Consider the following 22,331-nt stretch of genomic DNA (forward strand, 5'->3'; position numbering starts at 1 on the left):
TTCCTCACCCTGAACAGTAATCCGTATTCCGCTCAGAATACCACAATCAGCCGCTGAATACGTTTCCGGCGCCAGGCGCTGTCTTCAGCACCCATACGCGGCCATAGTGGTTATACCAGCCCGCCCGGTGACCAGCATCCGGACCAATTCCCTGATAAATATCGAAGTGCTGGCCTTTAATCGCGCCACCAACGTCCAGTGCCACCATCAGACGTAGCTCGTACTGGCCGTTAAATTTACCGTTATTATCCAGCAGCGGCACTTCTGCCAGCAGCGTGGTGCCCGCAGGAATGATGGAACGATCCGATGCTACCGACGCACGGCCAATCAGCGGCACGGCGCTCGCCCCTTTCACCGGCGCAAAGTTTTGCGGTTTGAAGAAGACGAACGACGGGTTCTGCTCCAGCAGCTCGCGTACCTCGGCTTCACTGTGTTTTTCGCCCCACTCGCGGATCGCCTGCATCGACATATCTTCTTTTTTCACTTCGCCACGGTCGATCAGCACTTTACCAATGCTGCGATAGGCATGGCCGTTTTTACCGGCGTAGCTAAAGAAGTTCAGCGGAGAACCGTCACCAAAATCGATGTAGCCGCTGCCCTGAACGTCCATGATGAAGTTATCCATCAGGGAGTTGCTGTAAGCCAGGACGTAGTTTTCGCTAAGCGCACCGGCGTAGATCTCAGCACGGGACGGCAGGCGACCACGTTTTGGCGGCATACGATAAATAGGATACTGGAATTCGCCCTGACGCGTATGTCGCGCCTGGATAACCGGGGTGTAATAGCCGGTAAACTGCACGTTGCCGTAGTTGTCCGCCCCTTCCATCTGCCAGGCATCGATACCAAACTGGCGCATATTGCGCGTATCGCCGCCCGCGCGCAGCCAGTCCTGCACCGCGTTATAGACGCTACTCTGGGCACCATACAGGCGCGGCGACGCATTACGGATCTGGTAAACCTGCTCGGAGAAATCACCGGCGTTGATCGGTGCGCCGACAGCATCCGGCTGGTTAACTAAAGAGAAAGGCTGGGATAACTTCCCGTCTTTATACTGTTGACCGCGATCGGTCGGTTTAGAAGAACAGGCCGCAAGAATGGCTACCATTGCGCCCGTGATCAGATACTTTGCCCAACGTCCTTTCATTATATCTCGTCTTTAAGTTGCCCATTTCCGCGTGATGAAGATAACAAACCCACTGTTCTAATGAAACGGAATCACATGCCCTTTGGCAAATTCTGAGCAAAAAATAGTCCAAAGGTTTCAATGTCGTTCAATTTACATACAAAATTAATGAATTATGTGAAAAAGGGGTTGCATCACAAACCTAACCGAGTATAGTGCGCTTCCACGGACGCGGGGTGGAGCAGCCTGGTAGCTCGTCGGGCTCATAACCCGAAGGTCGTCGGTTCAAATCCGGCCCCCGCAACCAATACTTCTAAAAACAATAAACACCCTTAAGGGTGTTTTTTTGTATCTGTCGTTTGTGAATTTGCCGGGGGTTAACCCGGCGTTCAGCATTATCCACGTCGTGCCAGCGTCGCCCCGTCAGAGAAATACGCCCGGATCCCTGCCAGAATCGACTCAGCCACTTCCTGCTGGAATTTGGCCGTCTTGAGCTTACGCTCCTCTTCCACGTTACTGATAAACGCCGTTTCAACCAGGATAGACGGAATATCCGGTGCCTTCAGCACCGCAAACCCGGCCTGTTCGACGCTGTTTTTGTGCAGCTTATTGACCCGCCCCAGCTTGCCCAGTACCGCTTTACCAAACTTCAGGCTGTCGGTAATGGTCAGCGATTGCACCATGTCGAACATGGTGTGATCGACGTAGCGGTCGCCGCTTTTGCTCACACCACCGATGAGATCCGAGGCGTTCTGCGTGTCCGCGAGGTAACGCGCCGCGGTACTGGTTGCCCCTTTGGTTGAGAGCGCAAATACTGACGATCCACTCGGCTGACGGCTGGTAAAAGCATCAGCATGGATAGAGACGAAGAGATCCGCCCGCTGCTTCTGGGCTTTTGCCACGCGGACTTTCAACGGAATAAAGACGTCTTCATTACGCGTCATGTAGGCGCGCATGTTGCCCTCTCTATCGATTAACGCCTTCAGACGGCGGGCAATCTGCAACACCACATCTTTTTCCCGCGTCCGGTATTTGCCTACCGCACCCGAGTCTTCTCCGCCGTGGCCAGGATCGAGCATGATCACAATCGGGCGATCGCGCCCTGCTTTTCCGGGCTGCGGACCACTTTGCGCAGGCGGAACCTGTTTCTCCAGATTGCCCTGGTTGTAGTCTTCCAGTAACGCCAGGAGCGGATCCTGAATGTCCGTTGCATTCGCCGGATAGAGATCCATCACCAGACGCTCTTTGAACGATGCCACAGGCGCAAGGGCGAACAGCTGTGGTTTCACGTTCTGCTTGAGTTCAAACACCATGCGCACGGTTTGCGGATCAAACTGCCCAACGCGCGCCGATTTGATAAACGGATCGTCACCGCGGATCTGCGCCGCCATCCCCTTCAGAACGGAGTTCAGGTTAACGCCTTCGAGATCCACCACCACACGCTCAGGGCTGCTCAGGGCAAATTGCTTATATTTCAGCACCCGATTGGATTCCACCGTCACGCGCGTATAGGTTGACGACGGCCAGACGCGCACCGCCACCACCTGACTTGTGGCGGCAAGACCCACCTGGCTGACGCTGAGCAGCCACATCGCCCCTGCCCCTTTTAACAAACGGCGGCGGCTTATTGCTGAATTGGATCCCGACATGCTTCTCCCGAGCAAGAAATCTGATTGACAGACAAAACATCAAAATTGACCGAAAACTTTAACGAATGACGCATAAACTGTCATCTATAAAAGGGTAAACAATCATACGTTAACGCACGGATTACTTATTATTTTCTGTGGGTCGCAGAAAATTTAGGCTTGCACATGCGGCCACAATCGAATAAAAATACAGAAATTACGAATAAACATTCATTAAGGGTTGTGCCATGGTGAAGGAACGTAGAACCGAACTGGTCCAGGGATTCCGCCATTCTGTTCCCTATATCAACGCCCATCGGGGAAAAACGTTTGTCATCATGCTCGGCGGCGAAGCCATTGAGCATGAAAACTTTTCCAGCATCGTCAATGACATTGGCCTGCTGCACAGCCTCGGCATCCGCCTGGTGGTGGTGTATGGTGCGCGTCCGCAGATCGATGCGAACCTGGCCGCACACCATCACGAGCCGATTTATCACAAACATACCCGCGTTACGGATGCCAAAACCCTTGAGCTGGTGAAACAGGCAGCGGGTCTGCTGCAGCTTGATATCACCGCGCGTCTGTCCATGAGCCTGAACAACACGCCGCTTCAGGGGGCACATATCAACGTCGTCAGCGGTAACTTCATCATCGCTCAGCCTCTTGGCGTGGACGACGGGGTGGACTATTGCCACAGCGGACGCATTCGTCGTATTGATGAGGAAGCCATTCATCGTCAGCTGGACAGCGGTGCCATTGTATTGATGGGGCCGGTGGCCGTTTCCGTAACCGGCGAGAGCTTTAACCTCACTTCAGAAGAGATTGCCACCCAGCTGGCGATCAAACTGAAGGCGGAGAAAATGATTGGGTTTTGCTCTTCTCAGGGCGTCGTGAACGAAGAAGGGGTGATCGTGCCAGAGCTCTTCCCGAATGAGGCCCAGGCCCGCGTGGAAGCGCTGGAAGCCGAGGGAGATTACTACTCTGGTACCGTCCGGTTCCTGCGCGGTGCTGTGAAAGCCTGCCGCAGCGGCGTGCGTCGCAGCCACCTGATCAGCTATCAGGAAGACGGTGCCCTTCTGCAGGAGCTGTTCTCCCGCGACGGTATCGGCACCCAGATTGTAATGGAGAGCGCGGAGCAGATCCGCCGCGCCACCATTAACGATATCGGCGGTATTCTGGAGTTAATTCGCCCGCTGGAGCAGCAAGGGATCCTGGTACGCCGTTCCCGCGAACAGCTGGAAATGGAGATCGACAAATTTACGATTATCCAGCGCGATAATCTGACCATCGCCTGCGCCGCGCTCTATCCGTTCCCGGAGGAGAAGATCGGCGAAATGGCCTGCGTTGCCGTCCATCCAGACTACCGCAGCTCTTCACGCGGCGAGATGCTGCTTGAGCGCGTGGCGGCTCAGGCGCGCCAGATGGGCCTGAGCAAGCTGTTCGTCCTGACCACGCGCAGCATTCACTGGTTCCAGGAGCGCGGATTTACGCCTGTGGATATTGATTTGCTGCCTGAAAGTAAAAAAGAGATGTACAACTATCAACGCCGCTCAAAGGTGCTGATGGCCGACCTGGGATAACAGATCCTTCGCCGGGTGGCGTTGCGCCGGCCCGGCCTCTCTTTCTCACCTCATTCAGAGGGACTCAAATATCGCGCTCAGGCCGCTTCGCCGTTCTGTACGGGTGGCAATCGCCTGCACCAGCACACGCTCGTCGGTATAGAGCGACAAGCGCTGACGCGCGCGGGTGATGGCGGTGTAGATGAGCTCGCGGGTAATCACGGGTGAAAGCTGGGTGGGCAGGATCAACGCCGCATGGTTGAACTCCGAGCCCTGGGACTTGTGTACCGTCATCGCCCATGCTGTTTCATGTTCAGGCAAGCGACTGGGCTGCACAGACTTCACGCTTCCGTCCGGCATCAGGAACCAGACGCGCAGCCCCTGTCCACGGTCAAGCGCAATGCCAATATCGCCGTTAAACAACCCCAGCGCGCTATCGTTACGGGAAATCATCACTGGCCGACCTTCGTACCAGCGTGAATGCGGCGTGCGGATGATTTTGCGCTTTTGCGCAAGCAGTTGCTCAAGCCTGTCGTTGAGGCCGCTGACACCAAAAGGCCCCTCTCTCAGCGCACACAGCAGCTGATACTCGCCAAACGCGGCAATGACCTGCGCAGGCGTATGTTGCTGCTGCACGCTCGTCAGGAAGTGCTGATAGCCCAGCAGGGCATCATCCAGCATCGCCTGATACTCTTCCCCGGTTTGCAGCGATTTCTTCTCAATATCACTGAAGCTGCCGTCAAAAACGGCACTGGTCGCATGCCGATCCCCTCTGTTCACGGCCGCCGCCAGTTGGCCAATGCCGGAATCACTCCCGAACCGGTAGCTTTTTTGCAGCAGACAGAGGCTGTCTCGCAGCGCCGCCGCGAGAGACTGACTTTCGGCTACGAGCGAACATCCAGTGAGGCGGGCTAACTCCTCAGCACGTTCCGCGGTATACCCAAGACTCGCATAGGTGCAGATATCGCCCAGTACGGCCCCGGCTTCCACCGAGGCAAGCTGGTCACGATCGCCCAGGAAAATTACGCGCGCGTGGGGAGGTAAGGCGTCAATCAGCCGCGACATCATCGTCAGGTCGATCATCGACGCTTCATCCACCACCAGCACGTCAAGATGCAGCGGGTTTCCGGCGTGGTAACGCAGGCGCTGGCTGCCCGGCTGGGCGCCCAGTAGCCGGTGCAGGGTACTGGCTTCACTGGGGAAAAGCGCAAGCTGTTCCTGCGTGAGCGGCAGTTTTTGCAGCGCGCCACCTAACGACTCCGTCAGCCTGGCCGCCGCTTTGCCGGTGGGCGCCGCCAGGCGAATACGGCATTTTTGCTCACCCGACAGCTGAATCAGCGCGGCAAGCAGTTTTGCCACGGTGGTGGTTTTACCCGTGCCCGGTCCGCCCGAGATCACCGAGATCCGCCGCGTTAAGGCGACGGCCGCCGCCACTTTCTGCCAGTCTGTCGCCTCATCTGAGGTAAACAGGGCATCAAGCGTTTGCCGGAGCCGCGCTTCTTCACAGGGAAGCGGCGCGTTTGTCTCGCTGAAAAAGCGCGCTACCGTCAGTTCATTACGCCACAGCCGGTTAAGGTACAACCGGTCGCCGATGAGGATCATGGGCGTCTGGGTATCAGCTCTGCTGACAGCAGGAGAGCTTAGCAAAACGCTCTGCCAGTCTACCGACTCGTCCAGCAGGGCAAAACAGGACTGAAGAGCCGCAGGCATTTTCTCATCAATGGTCAGGCGCGAAAGCGGCAGGCAGACATGCCCTTCCCCCGCGTCGTTGCTCAGGATAGCGGCAGCCAGCATCACGGCCGGCTGCTCGCCAGCCACCATGATGGCGAACTGCACATCAAGATGGCGCAGTAAACGCTGTTCTACGGCTTCCAGCAGTAATTCCTGCATCGTCATGCCAACTCCTCCGTGCCTGCGGCAAATAAACTGTCCATTTTCTCAATCAGTGCCGCGTCCGGGCGCGTACTAAAAATACCAGACTGCGGATCGGCGGCATCCACCCCGCGCAGGAAGAGGTAAATCACCCCGCCAAAATGGTCTTCGTAGCGGTAATTTGCAATGCGATGACGCAGATAGCGATGCAGCGCCAGGGTATACAGCTGGTACTGCAGATCGTAACGATGCATCTGCATGGCAGAGGCCATCGCCTGTTGGGTATAGGCTTCGCTGTTTTCACCCAACCAGTTCGATTTGTAATCCAACAGGTAGTAACGCCCTTCATGGCGGAACACCAGATCGATAAAGCCCTTCAGCATCCCCTGAACCTGACGGAAGTTAAGTGGCGGGCAACCGGCTGATAGCGGGTCGTGCTCGCGGATCAGCGCATCCAGTGCCTCGGCTCTTAGCGGGCTGGCGATGGGGAGATAAAACTCCATCTCCACCTGCTTATCTCTGGCGGTCAGCTGGCTGAGCGAAATACCCTGTGTCGTGAGCGGGGCGTGAAGGATAGCGGTGATCCATTCGCGGAGCACCGGCTGCCATTGCGCGTCGTAGCCGCCGCTTTGCAACATTTTCAGCACCCACTCCTCAGAGACAGGTTGCGTGAAATCCAGCTCTTCAAACAGGCTGTGTAAAAATGTGCCCGGTGACGCGCCGCGCGGAAATTGATGAGGGGTCAGCACCGGTTCATCCGGCACACTGCCGGTACCTGCGGCATCCACGTCAAGCTTAGGCATCAGATCCTGCGCAATGCTCTGCCCGTGCTGCTGTAAACCGGAATAGCTGGTCACGCGCCAGTCGTCTGCAACGGTTCGCGTAATCTGCCGGGCCTGCAGGTCGGTTGTCTGCTGTTCTGGCAGCTGCCAGCGACTGTTATCGGGTTGCGACGGGATATGCAGGGCAATATGTTCCCCGCACAGTGTTTCAATACACTGACGCAGCCCGGCCGCATCTTTTGGCTCACCAAGCTGAATCAGCCTGCCCAGCGCGCTCAGATGAAAATCGGTCTCGCCTGCCTTTTCGCCACGGCGGCGGAATAGCGGAGCGATACCCAGACTGCAGTGCCAGACCGAGCGGGTCAGGGCCACATAGAGCAAGCGTAAATCTTCCGCCAGGCGCTCGGCCTCGGCCAGTTCTACGCTGGACTCTGCTTTGCTGAGATCGAGCACCGCTTCGAACGACTCGCGATCGTGATAAAAAGCCTGATCCTGCACCCGATAATTGGCGATAAAAGGCAGCCAGACCAGCGGATACTCCAGGCCTTTCGACTTGTGAATGGTGACGATTTGCACCAGGTGTTTATCACTCTCAAGACGCATCTGCTGGCTCGACGAGTTACTGTTCGGATCGGCAATTTGCTGCGCCAGCCAGCGCACCAGGGCATGCTCGCTCTCCAGCTGCGTGCCCGCCTCCTGCAACAGTTCGCTGATATGCAAAATATCGGTCAGACGGCGCTCGCCGCCCGCTGTGGCGAGCATATTCTCGGCAATGTGACGCTGCCTCATCAGTTCACGCAGCATCGCCATCACGCCGCGTTTTTGCCAGCGCTCGCGGTACTGCACAAACTCTTCGACCACCGCATCCCAGGCGGCTTCGTCGCAATTTAGCGCATCAATATCGCGCGCGTTCAGTCCCAGCATGCTGCTTGCCAGCGCGCTGCGAAGGGTGCTTTCCCGCTCCGGCGCCAGCACGGCCTGCAGCACCCACAGCATCTCCTGCGCTTCCAGCGTTTCAAAGACGCTATCGCGGTTAGAGAGATACACGGACGGGATGTTCAGTGACGTCAGGGCATCACGGATAAGCGCCGCCTCCTGACGGCTGCGCACCAGCACCGTAATATCGGATGCTTTTACCGGGGCTGATGTGTCCCCCTTCCACAGCAACGCCTCACCGCGCGTACCTGCGCTGAGCCAGTCCCGGATCTGCGCGGCGCAGTGCTGAGCCATCGCATGTTGATAGTCCGTAACGCCGCACCCCTCGCCGTCCAGCAGCCAGAAATTCATGGCGGGCTGGTTCACGCCGTTGAATTCAAAGCGCAACGAAGCATTTCTGGCGGCGAACTTTACCGGCTGGAAGGGAATCTCCCTGAACATAAACGCCGAATCCATGCGGCTGAAGAGCGCATTGACGCTCTCCACCATCCCCGGCGAGGAGCGCCAGTTGGTGTCCAGGGTGTAGTGCGCCTCAACCTCGCTGCGGGCTTTCATGTAAGTGAAAATATCCGCGCCACGGAAGGCATAAATGGCCTGTTTTGGATCGCCAATGAGCAACAGTGCCGTGTTGGGCTGCTGTCGCCAGATGCGGCGGAAAATGCGGTACTGCTGGGGATCGGTATCCTGAAATTCGTCAATCATCGCCACCGGAAAGCGCGTGCGGATGGCGGCGGCAAGCGCCTCGCCATTTTCACTGCACAACGCCGCGTCCAGGCGACTTAGCATATCGTCAAAGCCCAGCTCACCCCGGCGGCGTTTCTCACGCGACACCGCTTCACGGATCTCCGCCATGGCGCGGGTGATCATCAGGTCGTTAAGGGTTAATGGCTCTGCCAGCAGGGTTTCAATCTCAACAAACAGCGGGTGTTCTGGGACAATGCCATCGGCTTTGGTTCGCTCAACCAGAAAACGCCGGGAAAATTTTTCCAGCGAATCCGGGAGCTGGTAACCGCGCGTCTCTTCCTGCGCCCAGGCAGTGATCTTGTCGATCCATTTCCCCTGATTGCCACGGTTAAACTTGCGCCTGTCGATCCCGGAGTTTTCGATAATGGCGTCGATCTCGCCGACAGACTCAATCCATTTTTGCTTAACGGCTGCAATCTTCGCGACGATTTTTTCATGGCGCGAGGCCAGCGTTTCATCCGCAGGCGGTGGCGATTTAATGACCGGGGCCTCCCCCTGCAGATAGCGCTCAATGGCGCGCAGAAGCTCCTCAGGGCCTTTCCACAACGCATGTACCGCTTCGGCGATGTCCCGCTGTAACGGATAGCAGTGGCGACGCCAGAAATCAGCACAGGCCTGGTAGCGAAGCTCAGACTCATCTTCAATAAGCTGCAGTTCAAACAGCATGCCGGATTCAAACGCATTCAGGCTCAGCATGCGCTGGCAAAAACCGTGGATGGTGAAGACAGAGGCCTCGTCCATTTGCCGTTCAGCCAGAAGCAGCCACTGTGCGGCCTGCTGTTTATCGGCAATCTCTTCCAACAGGCTCGCGTAGAGTGGGTTATCCGTGCTTTCGCGCAGACAGGCGATACGCAGTTCATGAATATTGGCACGGATACGGCCGCGCAGCTCAGCGGTGGCGGCCTCGGTGAAGGTCACCACCAGCAGCTCCTCCACGCTTAACGGACGCGGAAAAGCGGCCTGGCCGCCAAGCCCCAGCAACAGACGCAGATAAAGCGCGGCAATGGTGAAGGTTTTTCCCGTTCCCGCTGAGGCTTCAATCAATCGTTCACCCTGCAGAGGTAAACGTAAGGGATCAAGGGACTCAGCGGTGTCGGTCATTCTTTCTTACTCCAGGGCATAGATTGCTGCAGGGCGCTGACGCTCTTCCAGATTTTCCAGCCTTTCGGGTTAACGTAGTCCGTTTTTCCGTTCTGGCTACCAGAAACCTGAGACAGAATGGCTATTCCCTGCGGTTTAACCACCGCCTGATGGAAGAAGTCGGCAACCTTCTGAGGCGTCAGCTGTTTTATCTCGGCCACTACTTTATCACGCGAATCAAATTTCAGATTACCGCGATCGAAATCTTTGCTCAGCTGGGATGCTTCTTCACCCAGCGTCTGAGGCGGCTGCATCACCTGCGCGATGACGGCCTGCTGGATTTGGGCAAACTCATCCGGCTTCATGGCTCGCAGTTTAGCTTCCGCTTGCGGGAAGAAAGCCTGGTAACGCTGCCAGAGATAAGCGGGCTGTTTATCGCTGCTCTGCAGCAGGAAACCCAGCCCCCACTGGCGGCCAACGTTCATGGAGAAGGCAAAGACCGCGTAGCCAAGCTGCTCTTCTGTGCGCAGCTGATTGTAGAACCACGGCTGTATAATTTGTCCCAGAACGGCACTCTGCGCAGAGCTGGCAAATTCATCATAGCCCGTAGGAACAAACACGGCGGCCAGCGCGGAATCCGTGCTGTTACCTGCTTTTTCAAAAATCACATTCTGTTTTTTCTCAACCAGCACGTCCTGGTTACGGCACCACTCGTCGCCTTTTGAACCGAGCTGCTGACGTACGTTCTCTGCCAGCGTTTTGGCCTGGTCCTCGCTCATGTTGCCGACGATAAGAAACTCCGGACGCGTGTTAGTTTTCAGCGCGTCGCGGTAGGCCAACACCTCTTTTAATGTGATGGATGGCAGCAGCGCCCGGCGATCTTCACGCTGGAAATAAGGGATTTGCGACAGCATCTGCGCCGGCATAATCGCCTGATCGTACGCCTTGCCTTTCTCAGCGGAATCCATCATCTGCGCATACCAGGACTTCGCCTGCTCAAACTGCTCTTCCGTTGGCGTGTAGCTGAAATAGCCCTCCAGCAACGCCTGGAACAGCTGAGGCAGACGCTGGGTATAGCCGTTTGCATTGACCATCAGTCCGTTATTGGCGTTGGTAGAGAAGCTGATTCCACCCACCGCGGCCTGGTTGCTGAGCTGGTCAAGCGCGATACCGGCCAGATAGTCATTAAGCGCAAACATCACCTGATTTTTGGCGCTATCCATCGCTTTCGGGTTGCGAAGAACAACGCTGACATCGGCTTTTGGCTCGCTGGCGAAGTAGTGGCTTGGGGTGTACACCACGCGCAACGTTGGCTCATCAACAATAAGCTGCGGGTGTGGGTACGCTTTCGCGGTTTTAATCAGGGAGAAATCATCCGGGATGTAGGGATTCAGCTCCGGCAGCTTCAACGCGATCTCGCTGGCCTTTTTCTGCCAGTTTGCGAACGTTTGCTCACTGATTTTATCCACCTGGTAAGGGGCATCCACGAAATAGGCCGTTTTGTTATGCGGCTCGTTCGGGCTGATGTACCAGATGCGGGCATTCTGTGGGGTCATCATTGCCAGGCGCGCTTTTATCGCCTCAGCGTCGTACTGGTCGGCAATGTTGACCGCGTCCAGGGTATGTTCAACCGGCACGCGGATCATGGTATCCGCCAGCCACTCAACATAGTCCATGTCGCGGGTAATGGACGGATAGCGGAAATCGAGATCCAGCACGTGTGCCAGTTCGTCAAAGTAGCGTTTATCGACGCCTTTATCGCGCAGCAACGAGAGATAGCTGAAGATAGCCGCGACCACCTCATCACGGTGCGCCAGCCCTTTGTCGGTCAGGGTGGCGGAAATCGCCAGCACACCGCTGTTGCCGTTAACCACAGGATCGGAGTCGGCACGGATCCCTTCCACCAGCCCCTGCTTTTGCAGCCAGTCAGAAAGCGTTCCCGGGCTGCGGTTACCAATAAGATAGGTGACCAGTTCATCCGTTTTACTGCGGAACTGTGCGGTATTGTTATCAATGCGGAACTCAACGCGTAACACCTTGCGCGGCAGTGCGGGCACGTAGTGGATCACGATCCCTTTCTGCGCGTCGGTGACAACCGGTACGTTTATCTGCGGCAGGTCGATGTTTTTATTTGGTACCCGTCCAAAGGTCTGCGCCGCCATGGCAGCCAGTTCTGGCAACGGTTTGTTGCTGTAGATAACCGCTTTCATCAGGTTGGCGGAGTAGTATTTGTCGCGAAACGCATGCAGCGCATCAAGCACCGGGCTGTTTGGTTTGTCACTCAGCGTCTCGAGGTTCCCCCCGGAAAAACGGGATCCAGGGTGCGCCGGGTTGATGGTTTCGGCGCTCACCTGCGCCATGCGCATACCGTCTCGCGTACGGGCCAGGGTCAATTCAGCATTGACGGCATTACGTTCACGGTCAGCGTATTTTTTATCCAGCAGCGGTGCGGCAATGGCATCGGCGAGACGATCCACCGCCCCTTCCAGCGCATCATTTTCGACTTCCAGATAAAACGCCGTCCGATACGGTGCCGTACTGGCGTTGTGGCTGCCGCCATGCATTTTCAGAAATTCGGAGAGGCTATCAGGCTGGGGGTATTTTTTGGACCCCATCAGCGTCATATGTTCCAGATAGTGCGCAAGACCCGGGTGCTCTTCGGGATCTTCCAGCGACCCAACGGGTACCACGAGCGCCGAGAGGGATTTCACCGCCTGCGGATCGGAAACCAGCAGCACGGTCATCCCGTTATCAAGGCGGACAGCCTGATACTGACGGGTATCTTTTTCGCTCTTACGGATAGTTTCCTGAACGGGTTGCCAACCGGAGTCTGCCTGAGTGACGGGAGCCCAAAGGGCGACAAACAAAACAAACGCTTTGAACAAGGTGCTGCCTGGCATTAACGACCTCTTTATCACGGCTACATCATTAACAAACTTCGTGCTGGACACGCCAGCATCTCTTTCTTTCTGTACATCAGTCCGTGATAGCAGGTGCATCATAAATGAACACCCTTTACTGCGCAATTTTTATACAGCACTCAGGACTGATTAAATTTGAACAACGGTAACAGGTAACGTTGTGCCTCTTCCGTGATGGTCTCAAAGTATTCTGGCTCAAGCGTTCGCCATAACCGTTGATACCAGACATCATCGCCTTCACCACGGACCATCATGTTACCTTCCCAGGCCTGAACAAATTTACTCCGCGCTTTCTGCAGTGAAGCGTCATCCGTTAACATCGCATCATTCTGCGCGTCATAACAGGCTTTTATCCACGCCCCGCCACTTTCAGGCAGCAGCAGCAGCGGCTTGTTCATCCCCTGACGGTAACCTTCAATGTACAAGGACAAGTAATGTAATGCCTGCTCCGGCTCCATTGGCGGGAAACGCCACTCGCCCTCCTTGCGTACAAACATCCGGCTTTCACCCTGGTTACCGCCAGCACTGTAGACAAGATGTTCGAGCCAGAGTTGCAAACCCTGTGAAACGCTCAGCATGGAAGGCCGCCAGCGCAGCAGCCCGTCCGGTTGAACCTGCGTCAGCCAGCCCGTCAGCTGGATACCGTTGCAGTTGAGGTCGATTTCGAGGCTTGTTCCCGGCTGTCGGCATTCGATAACACGCTCGGCAAGCGCCTTCATCTCTGTGCACTGCGCCTCCCAGACGATCTCCCCAAACGCACCATACGGTAATTGCCCCGCAGCGCGATAGCGGCGGAACAGTTTGTCAGCATCTTCCTGCTCCACCAGCGCATTCAGCAGCTGGAGGTTTAACTGATAACGTTCCAGCCCTTCCAGCGTAAACGGTTCTGCGTCAGGAATTTCGCTCTCTTCCGAGCGGAAATTTACCTGCAATCGCTGCTGGAAGAAGGCGCGTACCGGATGCGCCCAAAAACGCTGCAGCTGTTCGAAGGTCAGGGTTTCAATGGGCCGCGCGTCGAGCTCCTGAATGAAATCACTGTGCGCCTTCCCCTCTTTTTTCGCCGCGGGCAGCCACTCCTGGGCATAGCTCTGCAATTCGCTGGCGACGTAGTTCATCGGGTCAAACGGCATACGGCTGTGACAACAGGTGATATGCGCTTTCACCCGCTGGTCGCTCTCATCGCAGTTACGTTCTTCATCCCCCGGCAGGTAGTGGCTCTGTCCGATATAGTCCACCAGTTCCTGCACCAGAACAGAGGGAAAACGCTCGCTGTTGTCCTGAATCGACCGACCGATATAACTGATGTAAAGCTTGTTCTGCGCGGAAATAAGCGCCTCAAGGAAGAGGTAGCGGTCATCATCACGACGGCTACGGTCGCCCCGCTTCGGTGCCGGGCTCATGAGATCAAAGCCCAGCGGCGGCAGGGCTCGCGGATAAACACCGTCATTCATACCAAGCAGACACACCACTTTGAAGGGAATGGAACGCATGGGCATCAGCGTGCAGATATTGATCGGCCCGGCAAGGAAGCGCTGGCTGATACGCTCCTGATCGAGGCGCAGGGTCAATTCGTCCCGCAGCAGCGAAAGCGGGATCGCTTCGTTATAGTGGGAGTTCACCCCCTCATCGACTATCGCCTGCCACTGTGTTTCAATCAGCGCCATTGCGGCTTCCGTGTCACTGTCCGGCAGGAAGAAATCATTGAGCAGTTCCCGGCAAACCGGCAGCCACTCCTCCAGCGGACGCGGCTGCATTAGCGCACGTCGCCAGCGGTTAAGCTGCATCAGCAGCGAGGCTAAATGCCCGACAAGCTCCGCGATGAGCCCGCTGGATTCATCATAAGGCAGGACCTCGTTCCACTCGCCCTGGCTGCTTTCCATGGCATACCCCAGCAGCATACGCGTCAGACCAAACTGCCAGGTGTGCTGCCCGGTAGGGGGAAGCTCAAACTCCTGTACGTTGTCGTCATCGATCCCCCAACGTACGCCAGACTCGTTTACCCACTGACGAAGGTAGCGTAACCCCTCTTCGTTAATGTTAAAACGAGCGGCCAGCACGGGGACATCGAGCAATGCCAGGACATCTTCGGAAATGAAGCGGCTGTCGGGCAGTGACAGCAGGGTAACGAATGCCTGCAAGGCCGGGTGAGACTGGCGAGCCCGACGGTCAGAGATGGCATAAGGCAGGTAGCGCTCTCCCGTCGCACTGCCGAAAACGGCCTGAATAAAGGGGCTGTAGCTGTCGATATCCGCCACCATCACCACGATATCACGCGGTGTCAGGTCAGGATCGTCCTGTAGCATGGCGAGCAACTGATCGTGCAGGACTTCGACTTCACGCTGCGCACTGTGGCAAACATGCACCGTGATACTGCGATCGTCGGGATCCAGTCTCCGCTTCGTGTCGCTGCGTTCAAATTCTTCGGCCGTCACGCCCATCACCGCGCGATTTTCCAGATCCAGAATATCGGACTGGATATTGTGCAGCAGGCTGTCCGGCGTGATTTCAACAAACGCATCCACGTCGCCTTCGCCTGACGAGGTGATATCAGAGAGCATATGAATGTAGTCCCGGCCCAGCTTGCCCCATGAGGCAAGCAGCGGGTTAGGCAGGTTCTGAATGCCCTGCTCATCAAAAAGCTGCGCGGCAGAGGCACTGTCTTTAAACAAGGGCACCGTGCGTTCTTCAAAGAGACGTCGCCGCTGGCGCGTCACAAGCCGCGAAAGCCACCGGTCATCCTGAATGTCGCCCCAGTAATGGCGGCAGGGGTTAGTAAACAGAATATGGATGTCGGTGTGTTTTCCGAGCGCTTTCAGCGCATCCAGATAGACGGGTGGCAAGGCGGAAATACCGCAGATAAATACGCGGGAGGGCAGCCGGGCCGGTCGGTCAGTGCTATTTTCCAGTATGGAGATGAACCGTTGGTAGAGGTTCGCACGGTGCCACTTGGGTTGACCCAGCTTTTCGGTATGCTCCACCAGCGCTTTCCACAGCGGCGCCTGCCAGACCTGCGCCTCCGGCAGACCTTCCACTAACTCACCCGCCTCCCAGCGAGTCAGCCATTCCGGACGATACACTAAATACTGGTCATAGAGATCCGCGGTACGTGATGCCAGCTGGAACAGCTTGCGTTTGTCGGTATCGTCATGCAGGTAGTGGCGCAGCATGGCAAACTCATCATGCGTGAGCATATCTGGCAAAAGCGCCATCAGCTTCCAGCTCATGCTCTGTTTGTTAAACGCGCTCTGCTCCGGGATGTCAGGCAACACGCGGACAAACATCTCCCAGATAAAGCTCGCGGGAAGCGGAAAATCGATATTCGCCGCGATGCCAAATTTACGGGAAAGCGACATCTGCAGCCATTGTGCCATACCGGTGCTCTGCACCAGCACCATTTCAGGCTCAAACGGATCGTCGAGCCGCTCGCGCTCAACGATAAATTCCATCAGCGCTTCCAGCACATCCAGACGATTTGAGTGGTAGACCCTTAACATAGACGCTCCCGACTACTGGCTAACCGGGCAATGCAGACGCGTCATCTCACCGCGTCGACCCAGAGGAGAAATAAGTGTAACCGTGATGCTGACACATCCAGACTGCGTTGTCTGCATCCGGTTTATCTGCCAGCCTGCTGGCAGCGCACCAGCATCCATCTGCGACTGCGTCCAGGCGATGTGCCAGAGCTGACGATACTGGCTAAACAGGGCAAAGCGGGAAGCCAGCGCCCGGTGATAGCCGGACAGCGCCGTTACGATCGCCACCAGCAGCATCATCGCCAGCAACACGTCGACCATGCTGAACCCCTTTTCATTCTTTACGGCAACCGACATAACGCACGCTCCTTTAGCGGGCAAAAATCACTCCAGCCATGAGGTAAAAAGCGTATGTGCCCGTTGACAATCTCCCCGCCACGCCAGAGCAACAGCTCTCCATCTCCAGCGATGAGTAACACCTGCGACTCATTCAGTACACGCAAACAAACACGTTGCGTTTGTCTCTGTTTGCACTGTACATCAGGCTGCAACGACCAGTGCTGAACGCGCCCCCACTCCAGCGCAGACTGCGCGGCTGCCTGCTGCTGGATGGCGCGGCTCTCGTCGCCAACCAGCATGGTAAATGTTATGAGTTGCTGGTTAAGGCCGGTCAGGATCAGTGTGCCTAACACCAGTAACAGCAGAACCAGCGTCAGTGAGGCAATCCCATTCTGGCGGTTCACAAGTTAAACCCCGTAACGCCATAGCGAACCTGGTAAGGGGCAGCGTGCTTATCATTCACCCCGCTGGCGGTCAACTCGAGATATAACGCTGGCGCAAATCCCGGGTGCTCATGTTTACGTACCACAAATGTATGGATCATAAGCCGGGCCGGGTCGGTAAGCTTCTCCCATCCTTTTCCTTCACACCCCGTCGCGCCACGCAGGGTTTCCAGCGCGCCTGATTCCAGACGAAACCCCGTACTTTCGTTATCCGATGCTGAGGTGTCCCAGGTGCCGTTACTGTTTGCATCCCACCGGACAATCACACAGCTTCCCTCCCTGCCGATGGTCAGGCTCTGCCCCTGACAATTACCCGCGCAATACCCCGCGCGCTGTAACTGCTTGCCAATCGCGAACAGGCGTTGCCAGATCTCTTCTTCACGCTCTTGCGCCCTGGATTGCAGCAAAACTGCCCGTTGCAGCTCCGGTAAAAAACGCGACGTGCTGAGTAACAGAATGCTGCTGATCGCCATTGCAATCAGCACCTCTGTGAGTGAGAAGCCGTGCTGGTTCATCGGCATGCATTTTCCCCTGTAACAGTGCACATCCTGATACGCCCTCCGTTTGAGACGACAATCATCCATTCTCCTGCCCTGCTCTGTACGCGTATCCGCCCTGCCCACGCCGTGTCCCTTAATCCATAGAATCCTAATGAAGGCGTAACCTCCCTTAGCACGACGTCAGGCCACAACGGTCTGAGCACATACGGGCTGTTGTTCTCACAGCCCTGCACCGCAGAGCTCATCAAACAGGCGCCTCTGTCGTCCTGCTGAAGCGTAATCAGGTGGTCACGGTTGTGACGATTGGCATCGTTTCGCAGAAACACCAGATAGTCGCGGACCTGACAGGCGACCTGCCACAACCTCTGCCGCTGTTGCCAGTTGTCCCAGCCGGCGAGCCCTGTCGCGCTGAGGATAATAACCAGCGAAATGGCAACCAGAGTTTCGATAAGCGTATAGCCGCGCTCTTTTTTCATGCCGGGAGTGTGGCGAAACGCCGTGAACATGACGAGCCGCAATTCGGGGTTTTACGAGGCGTTATCCAGAGAATGTTATCCGTTGCAGCGCGTTGCACGCCGACTGGATAACGCCTCGGGGAACAGAGTACAGACGAAAAAAAACCGGCGCGTAAATGCGCCGGTTATGTAACGATTTGCTGTATCAGATTGCGACAGGCGCTTTGATGCCCGGATGCGGGTCGTATCCCTCAATCTCGAAGTCGTCAAAGCGGTAATCGAAGATCGATTCCGGTTTACGTTTGATAATCAGCTTCGGCAGTGCACGCGGCTCACGGGTCAGCTGGAGATGCGTCTGTTCCATGTGGTTGCTGTACAGGTGCGTATCCCCACCGGTCCAGACAAAATCGCCCACTTCCAGATCGCACTGCTGGGCCATCATATGTACTAACAGCGCATAGCTGGCGATGTTAAACGGCAGGCCGAGGAAGACATCGCAAGAGCGCTGGTAAAGCTGGCAGGAGAGTTTGCCATCAGCCACATAGAACTGGAAGAACGCATGGCACGGTGCCAGCGCCATTTTATCCAGCTCACCCACGTTCCAGGCAGAAACGATAATACGGCGCGAGTCCGGGTCGTTTTTCAGCTGGTTCATCACGGTGGTAATCTGGTCAATATGGCGGCCATCAGGCGTTGGCCACGCACGCCACTGCTTGCCGTACACCGGGCCCAGATTGCCGTTTTCATCTGCCCATTCGTCCCAGATAGAGACATTGTTTTCGTGCAGATAGGCAACGTTGGTATCGCCTTGCAGGAACCAGAGCAGTTCATGAATGATCGAGCGCAGGTGGCAGCGCTTTGTCGTCACCAAGGGGAAGCCTTCTTGCAGGTTGAAGCGCATCTGGTGGCCAAAAATGGAGAGCGTGCCTGTTCCGGTACGGTCATTTTTCGGCGTGCCCTCGTCGAGCACTTTTTTCATCAATTCAAGATACTGTTTCATGGTTCCTCAGGAAAGTTGTTGCTGTGGACGACGACGATACGCCCAAATCATCATAATGGCACCTGCCACGATCATCGGAATGGAGAGGATTTGCCCCATGCTGATGTACTGTACCCACTCGCCGGTGAACTGCGCATCCGGCTGGCGGAAGAACTCAACGATGATACGGAACGCACCGTAGCCAATCAGGAACAGGCCGGAGACAGCCCCCATCGGGCGCGGTTTGCGGATAAACAGATTCAGGATGATAAACAGCACCACGCCTTCCAGCGCCAGTTCATAGAGCTGAGACATGTGACGCGGCAGAACGCCGTACGTATCAAAAATGGATTGCCATTCAGGATGAGACGGCAGCAGCGCCAGGTCTTCCGCGCGCGAGCCCGGGAACAGCATAGTAAAGGAAACGCTCGGGTCGACACGTCCCCACAGCTCGCCGTTAATGAAGTTGCCCAGACGACCAGCCCCCAGACCAAACGGAATCAATGGCGCGATAAAATCCGATACCTGGAAGAAGTTGCGTTTGGTGCGTTTGGCAAAAATCACCATCACCAGAATCACACCAATCAGGCCGCCATGGAAGGACATCCCCCCGTCCCAGACGCGGAACAGATAGAGCGGATCGTTGAGGAATACCGGGAGGTTATAGAACAGGACATAGCCAATACGCCCACCAAGGAACACACCGAGGAAGCCCGCGTAAAGCAGGTTTTCGACTTCGTTTTTGGTCCAGCCGCTGCCAGGACGACTGGCGCGACGGCCAGCAAGCCACATAGCAAAAATGAAGCCCACCAGGTACATCAGACCGTACCAGTGAAGCGAAACGGGTCCTACTGAGAAAATGACCGGATCAAATTCCGGAAAATGCAGATAACCACTGTTCATCTGTCACCACAAGATGTTGTTATTCCGCTGAAAGTGGACAGCGGTAAAGATGCGCCCCGGCAGTCAGCAGAGGCTCCAAAGTTGCGAATCATAGCACAAGGCGAACGCGGAGGATGCGCCAGAGATGTAAAAGATGTGTATAGAGGATGATATGGGATGTTGCCCTCTCCCACGGGGCAGAGGGATCCCCACAGAAAAATTACGCACGGACAGTTCCCTCTCCTCCTGGGAGAGGGCTGGGGTGAGGGGGAACATACAGCTCTGGTGGTCATTCTGAGAGCAGCGTTATTGCTTCTGTTTATGAATCATTGTGGATCCCTCAGCCTACAGGTAGAGAGATAAAAACTTCAGCGGCCACCGCGGATCAGGCCGCCCATGCCGCGTCGCTCCATAAACGCGGCGACCTGATGACGCACTTCTGTTGCCAGCTGCGCTTCAAGACTGCGCTCGGCCAGCTCGCGGGCATCCTCGATGTCAATATGGCGCAGCAGGTACTTCACACGTGCGACAGCGCGGCCGTTCATCGACAGATGGCGATACCCCAGGCCGATGAGGATCGCAACGCACATTGAATCCCCGGCCATTTCGCCACACAGCCGCAAATCGATACCGTATTGTTCCGCTTCACGGGCAATCATCGCCAGCGCCCGAATGATAGCCGGATGCAGGCTGTCATAAATACTGGCAACACGCGTGTTGTTACGATCGACGGCCAGAATATACTGCGTCAGATCGTTGGTCCCGACAGAGATAAAATCCACCCGGTTCGCCAGCTGCGGCAGCATGAAGACCATGGAAGGCACTTCGAGCATCACCCCGATCCGCGGTTTGGGGATCGCGTAACCGATCATCTCTTCTACTTCACGGCCTGCACGTTCGATCAACCGTCGCGCTTCGTCGATCTCATCAATGCTGGTGACCATAGGCAGTAAGATGCTGAGGTTCCCGGTCGCCGCATTCGCGCGCAGCATGGCGCGCACCTGGATCAGGAAGATCTCAGGCTGATCCAGCGTAATGCGGATCCCACGCCAGCCCAGGCACGGGTTTTCTTCACTGATTGGCATATACGGCAGCTGTTTATCCGCCCCAACGTCCAGGGTACGCAGGGTAACCGGCTTGTCGTTAAACATCTGCAACATGCCCTGATACTGTGCGACCTGCTCCTCTTCTGAGGGAAAGCCGCTTTGCAGCATGAACGGGATTTCAGTGCGATATAAGCCGATGCCATCAATGCGGCTGCCGAGCTTCTCTTCATGCTCGGGGCTTAACCCTGCGTTGAGCATAACTTTGATGCGCTCGCCGCTTTTGAGCTGTGCAGGCAGGTCGACGTCATCTTCCGCCAGCTTGCTTAATTCATTCTCTTCACTGATAAGGCGCTGGTATTCCTGGAGCAGGACCGGCTCAGGATCGACCAGGAGCTCACCGCGATAGCCATCCACCACCAGCGTGCGTCGGTGCAGCACCGAGGGCTGAATATCGGCCCCCATAACGGTGGGGATACCCAGGGCACGAACCATAATAGCCGCATGGGAGTTAGCTGCGCCATCGCGCACCACCACACCTGCCAGCCTGTCCTGCGGCAGCTCCGCCAGCGTGGTCGCGGACAGTTCATCGGCAACCAGCACAAAGCGTTTTGGCCAGGCATTCGGCCCCTGGATCGTGTCATCAAGGTGGAACAGCAGACGCTGACCGAGTGTACGTAAATCTCCCGCACGCTCTTTCAGGTAACCGTCTGTCAGTGCGGCAAATTGCTCCGCAAATTTTTCGATGACCTTTTTAACGGCCCATTCCGCTACGGCACCTTTATCAACCTCGGCAAAAAGCTCACGGCGCAGACGCGCATCGGAGAGCAGGTGCGAATAGAGGTCAAAAATGGCCGCCGTCTCTTTTTGCGCCCCGGCGGCAAAGCGTTTGCTGTAACGCCGAAATTCGTTGGCCGCCTCTTCCAGCGCCGCGGTGAGGCGCTCGCGCTCAAGCGCTTCATCCAGCGTTGAGGCTTCGTACACCTGTTCCATCAGCGGCAGGGTGGCGTCCATCCAGCCTTCAGCAATCGCCACGCCAGGCGAGGCCGGCAGCGCACGAATACGCGTGTGACGGTACTGCCCAAACAGGGCGGCAAGCTGAGACTGAGAGAGGATCGCAGCCATCTGCGTGGCTAGCGTCACGAGGAAAGACTCTTCGCTTTCGTCATACTGACGCAGTTCGCGCTGCTGAACGACCAGTACGCCAAGCAGTTGACGACGCTGGATGATCGGTACGCCCAGGAAGGCGCGGAAACGCTCTTCTTTTACGGAGGGAATGTATTTAAAGCTGGGGTGCTTTTGCGCGTCGGCAAGGTTGATGGGTTCAGCCAGTCGCCCCACCAGGCCTACGATACCTTCATCAAAGGCGAGCGTAACGGTACGACCGCGTGGTTTTTTTAAACCACGGGTCGCCATCAGGTAGTAGCAACGTCGGTCATGATCGGCCAGATACACCGAACAGACTTCTGTTTCCATCGCAAGACAGATGTCAGTGACCAGAATATTCAGCGCCTCGTTCAGACGAGGCGCACTGGCCACTTTCTCGACTATTTCTCGCAAGCGGGTGAGCAT

The 22,331-nt window shown here is 56.4% G+C and carries 14 protein-coding genes and 1 tRNA gene; 2 read left to right on the forward strand and 13 right to left on the reverse strand.

Features of this window, described 5'->3' with window-relative positions:
- Positions 1 to 46: 46 nt before the first annotated feature.
- Positions 47 to 1,144 carry a murein transglycosylase A gene (mltA, locus tag ACQG22_RS18935; protein WP_013098540.1) on the reverse strand — a complete coding sequence of 366 codons (1,098 nt, stop codon included), beginning with the start codon at positions 1,142 to 1,144 and terminating at the stop codon, positions 47 to 49.
- Positions 1,145 to 1,353: 209 nt separating this feature from the next.
- Between mltA and ACQG22_RS18940 the strand changes: the two genes are divergently transcribed.
- Positions 1,354 to 1,430: transfer RNA gene (locus tag ACQG22_RS18940), tRNA-Met, on the forward strand.
- Between the two features lie 88 nt (positions 1,431 to 1,518).
- Here ACQG22_RS18940 and amiC read toward each other — a convergent pair.
- The gene (gene amiC, locus ACQG22_RS18945; RefSeq protein WP_038983840.1) at positions 1,519 to 2,772 is read right to left on the reverse strand and encodes an N-acetylmuramoyl-L-alanine amidase AmiC; all 1,254 of its coding nucleotides are present in this window, start codon (positions 2,770 to 2,772) and stop codon (positions 1,519 to 1,521) included.
- Between the two features lie 227 nt (positions 2,773 to 2,999).
- Here amiC and argA point away from each other — a divergent pair, with 227 nt between their 5' ends.
- Positions 3,000 to 4,331 carry an amino-acid N-acetyltransferase gene (argA, locus tag ACQG22_RS18950; protein ID WP_013098542.1) on the forward strand — a complete coding sequence of 444 codons (1,332 nt, stop codon included), beginning with the start codon at positions 3,000 to 3,002 and terminating at the stop codon, positions 4,329 to 4,331.
- A gap of 54 nt (positions 4,332 to 4,385) precedes the next feature.
- Here the strand turns inward: argA and recD are convergent, their stop codons facing one another.
- The 11 genes from recD to ptsP form a co-directional block, all read right to left on the reverse strand.
- Positions 4,386 to 6,206, reverse strand: a complete 1,821-nt coding sequence (gene recD / locus ACQG22_RS18955) for an exodeoxyribonuclease V subunit alpha (protein ID WP_038983842.1) — start codon at positions 6,204 to 6,206, stop codon at positions 4,386 to 4,388.
- Positions 6,203 to 9,745: an exodeoxyribonuclease V subunit beta gene (gene recB / locus ACQG22_RS18960; RefSeq protein ID WP_038983844.1), complete on the reverse strand. Its 3,543-nt coding sequence runs from the start codon at positions 9,743 to 9,745 to the stop codon at positions 6,203 to 6,205. Before recB ends, recD begins: the two co-directional genes overlap by 4 nt.
- Positions 9,742 to 12,624 (reverse strand): pitrilysin, encoded by a 2,883-nt coding sequence (gene ptrA, locus ACQG22_RS18965; protein ID WP_038983846.1) that lies wholly within the window; start codon positions 12,622 to 12,624, stop codon positions 9,742 to 9,744. Before ptrA ends, recB begins: the two co-directional genes overlap by 4 nt.
- 140 nt (positions 12,625 to 12,764) lie before the next feature.
- Positions 12,765 to 16,139 (reverse strand): exodeoxyribonuclease V subunit gamma, encoded by a 3,375-nt coding sequence (gene recC, locus ACQG22_RS18970; protein WP_038983848.1) that lies wholly within the window; start codon positions 16,137 to 16,139, stop codon positions 12,765 to 12,767.
- Positions 16,140 to 16,151: 12 nt separating this feature from the next.
- Positions 16,152 to 16,475, reverse strand: coding sequence for a prepilin-type N-terminal cleavage/methylation domain-containing protein (locus tag ACQG22_RS18975; RefSeq protein ID WP_013098547.1), 324 nt, complete (start codon positions 16,473 to 16,475; stop codon positions 16,152 to 16,154).
- The gene (locus tag ACQG22_RS18980) at positions 16,460 to 16,861 is read right to left on the reverse strand and encodes a DUF2509 family protein (protein ID WP_013098548.1); all 402 of its coding nucleotides are present in this window, start codon (positions 16,859 to 16,861) and stop codon (positions 16,460 to 16,462) included. Before ACQG22_RS18980 ends, ACQG22_RS18975 begins: the two co-directional genes overlap by 16 nt.
- Positions 16,858 to 17,421 carry a prepilin peptidase-dependent protein gene (locus tag ACQG22_RS18985; RefSeq protein WP_058650442.1) on the reverse strand — a complete coding sequence of 188 codons (564 nt, stop codon included), beginning with the start codon at positions 17,419 to 17,421 and terminating at the stop codon, positions 16,858 to 16,860. The genes ACQG22_RS18980 and ACQG22_RS18985 overlap by 4 nt, the downstream gene beginning before the upstream one ends.
- Positions 17,412 to 17,876, reverse strand: coding sequence for a prepilin peptidase-dependent protein (locus tag ACQG22_RS18990; protein WP_038983914.1), 465 nt, complete (start codon positions 17,874 to 17,876; stop codon positions 17,412 to 17,414). The genes ACQG22_RS18985 and ACQG22_RS18990 overlap by 10 nt, the downstream gene beginning before the upstream one ends.
- Positions 17,877 to 18,060: 184 nt before the next feature.
- Positions 18,061 to 18,855 carry a thymidylate synthase gene (gene thyA, locus ACQG22_RS18995; RefSeq protein WP_013098550.1) on the reverse strand — a complete coding sequence of 265 codons (795 nt, stop codon included), beginning with the start codon at positions 18,853 to 18,855 and terminating at the stop codon, positions 18,061 to 18,063.
- A 6-nt stretch (positions 18,856 to 18,861) separates the two neighbouring features.
- Positions 18,862 to 19,737: a prolipoprotein diacylglyceryl transferase gene (gene lgt / locus ACQG22_RS19000; RefSeq protein WP_013098551.1), complete on the reverse strand. Its 876-nt coding sequence runs from the start codon at positions 19,735 to 19,737 to the stop codon at positions 18,862 to 18,864.
- Positions 19,738 to 20,084: 347 nt separating this feature from the next.
- The gene (gene ptsP, locus ACQG22_RS19005; RefSeq protein WP_020689338.1) at positions 20,085 to 22,331 is read right to left on the reverse strand and encodes a phosphoenolpyruvate--protein phosphotransferase; all 2,247 of its coding nucleotides are present in this window, start codon (positions 22,329 to 22,331) and stop codon (positions 20,085 to 20,087) included.

The organism is Enterobacter cloacae complex sp. 309I3, assembly GCF_050031595.1.
GTDB lineage: Bacteria > Pseudomonadota > Gammaproteobacteria > Enterobacterales > Enterobacteriaceae > Enterobacter > Enterobacter cloacae.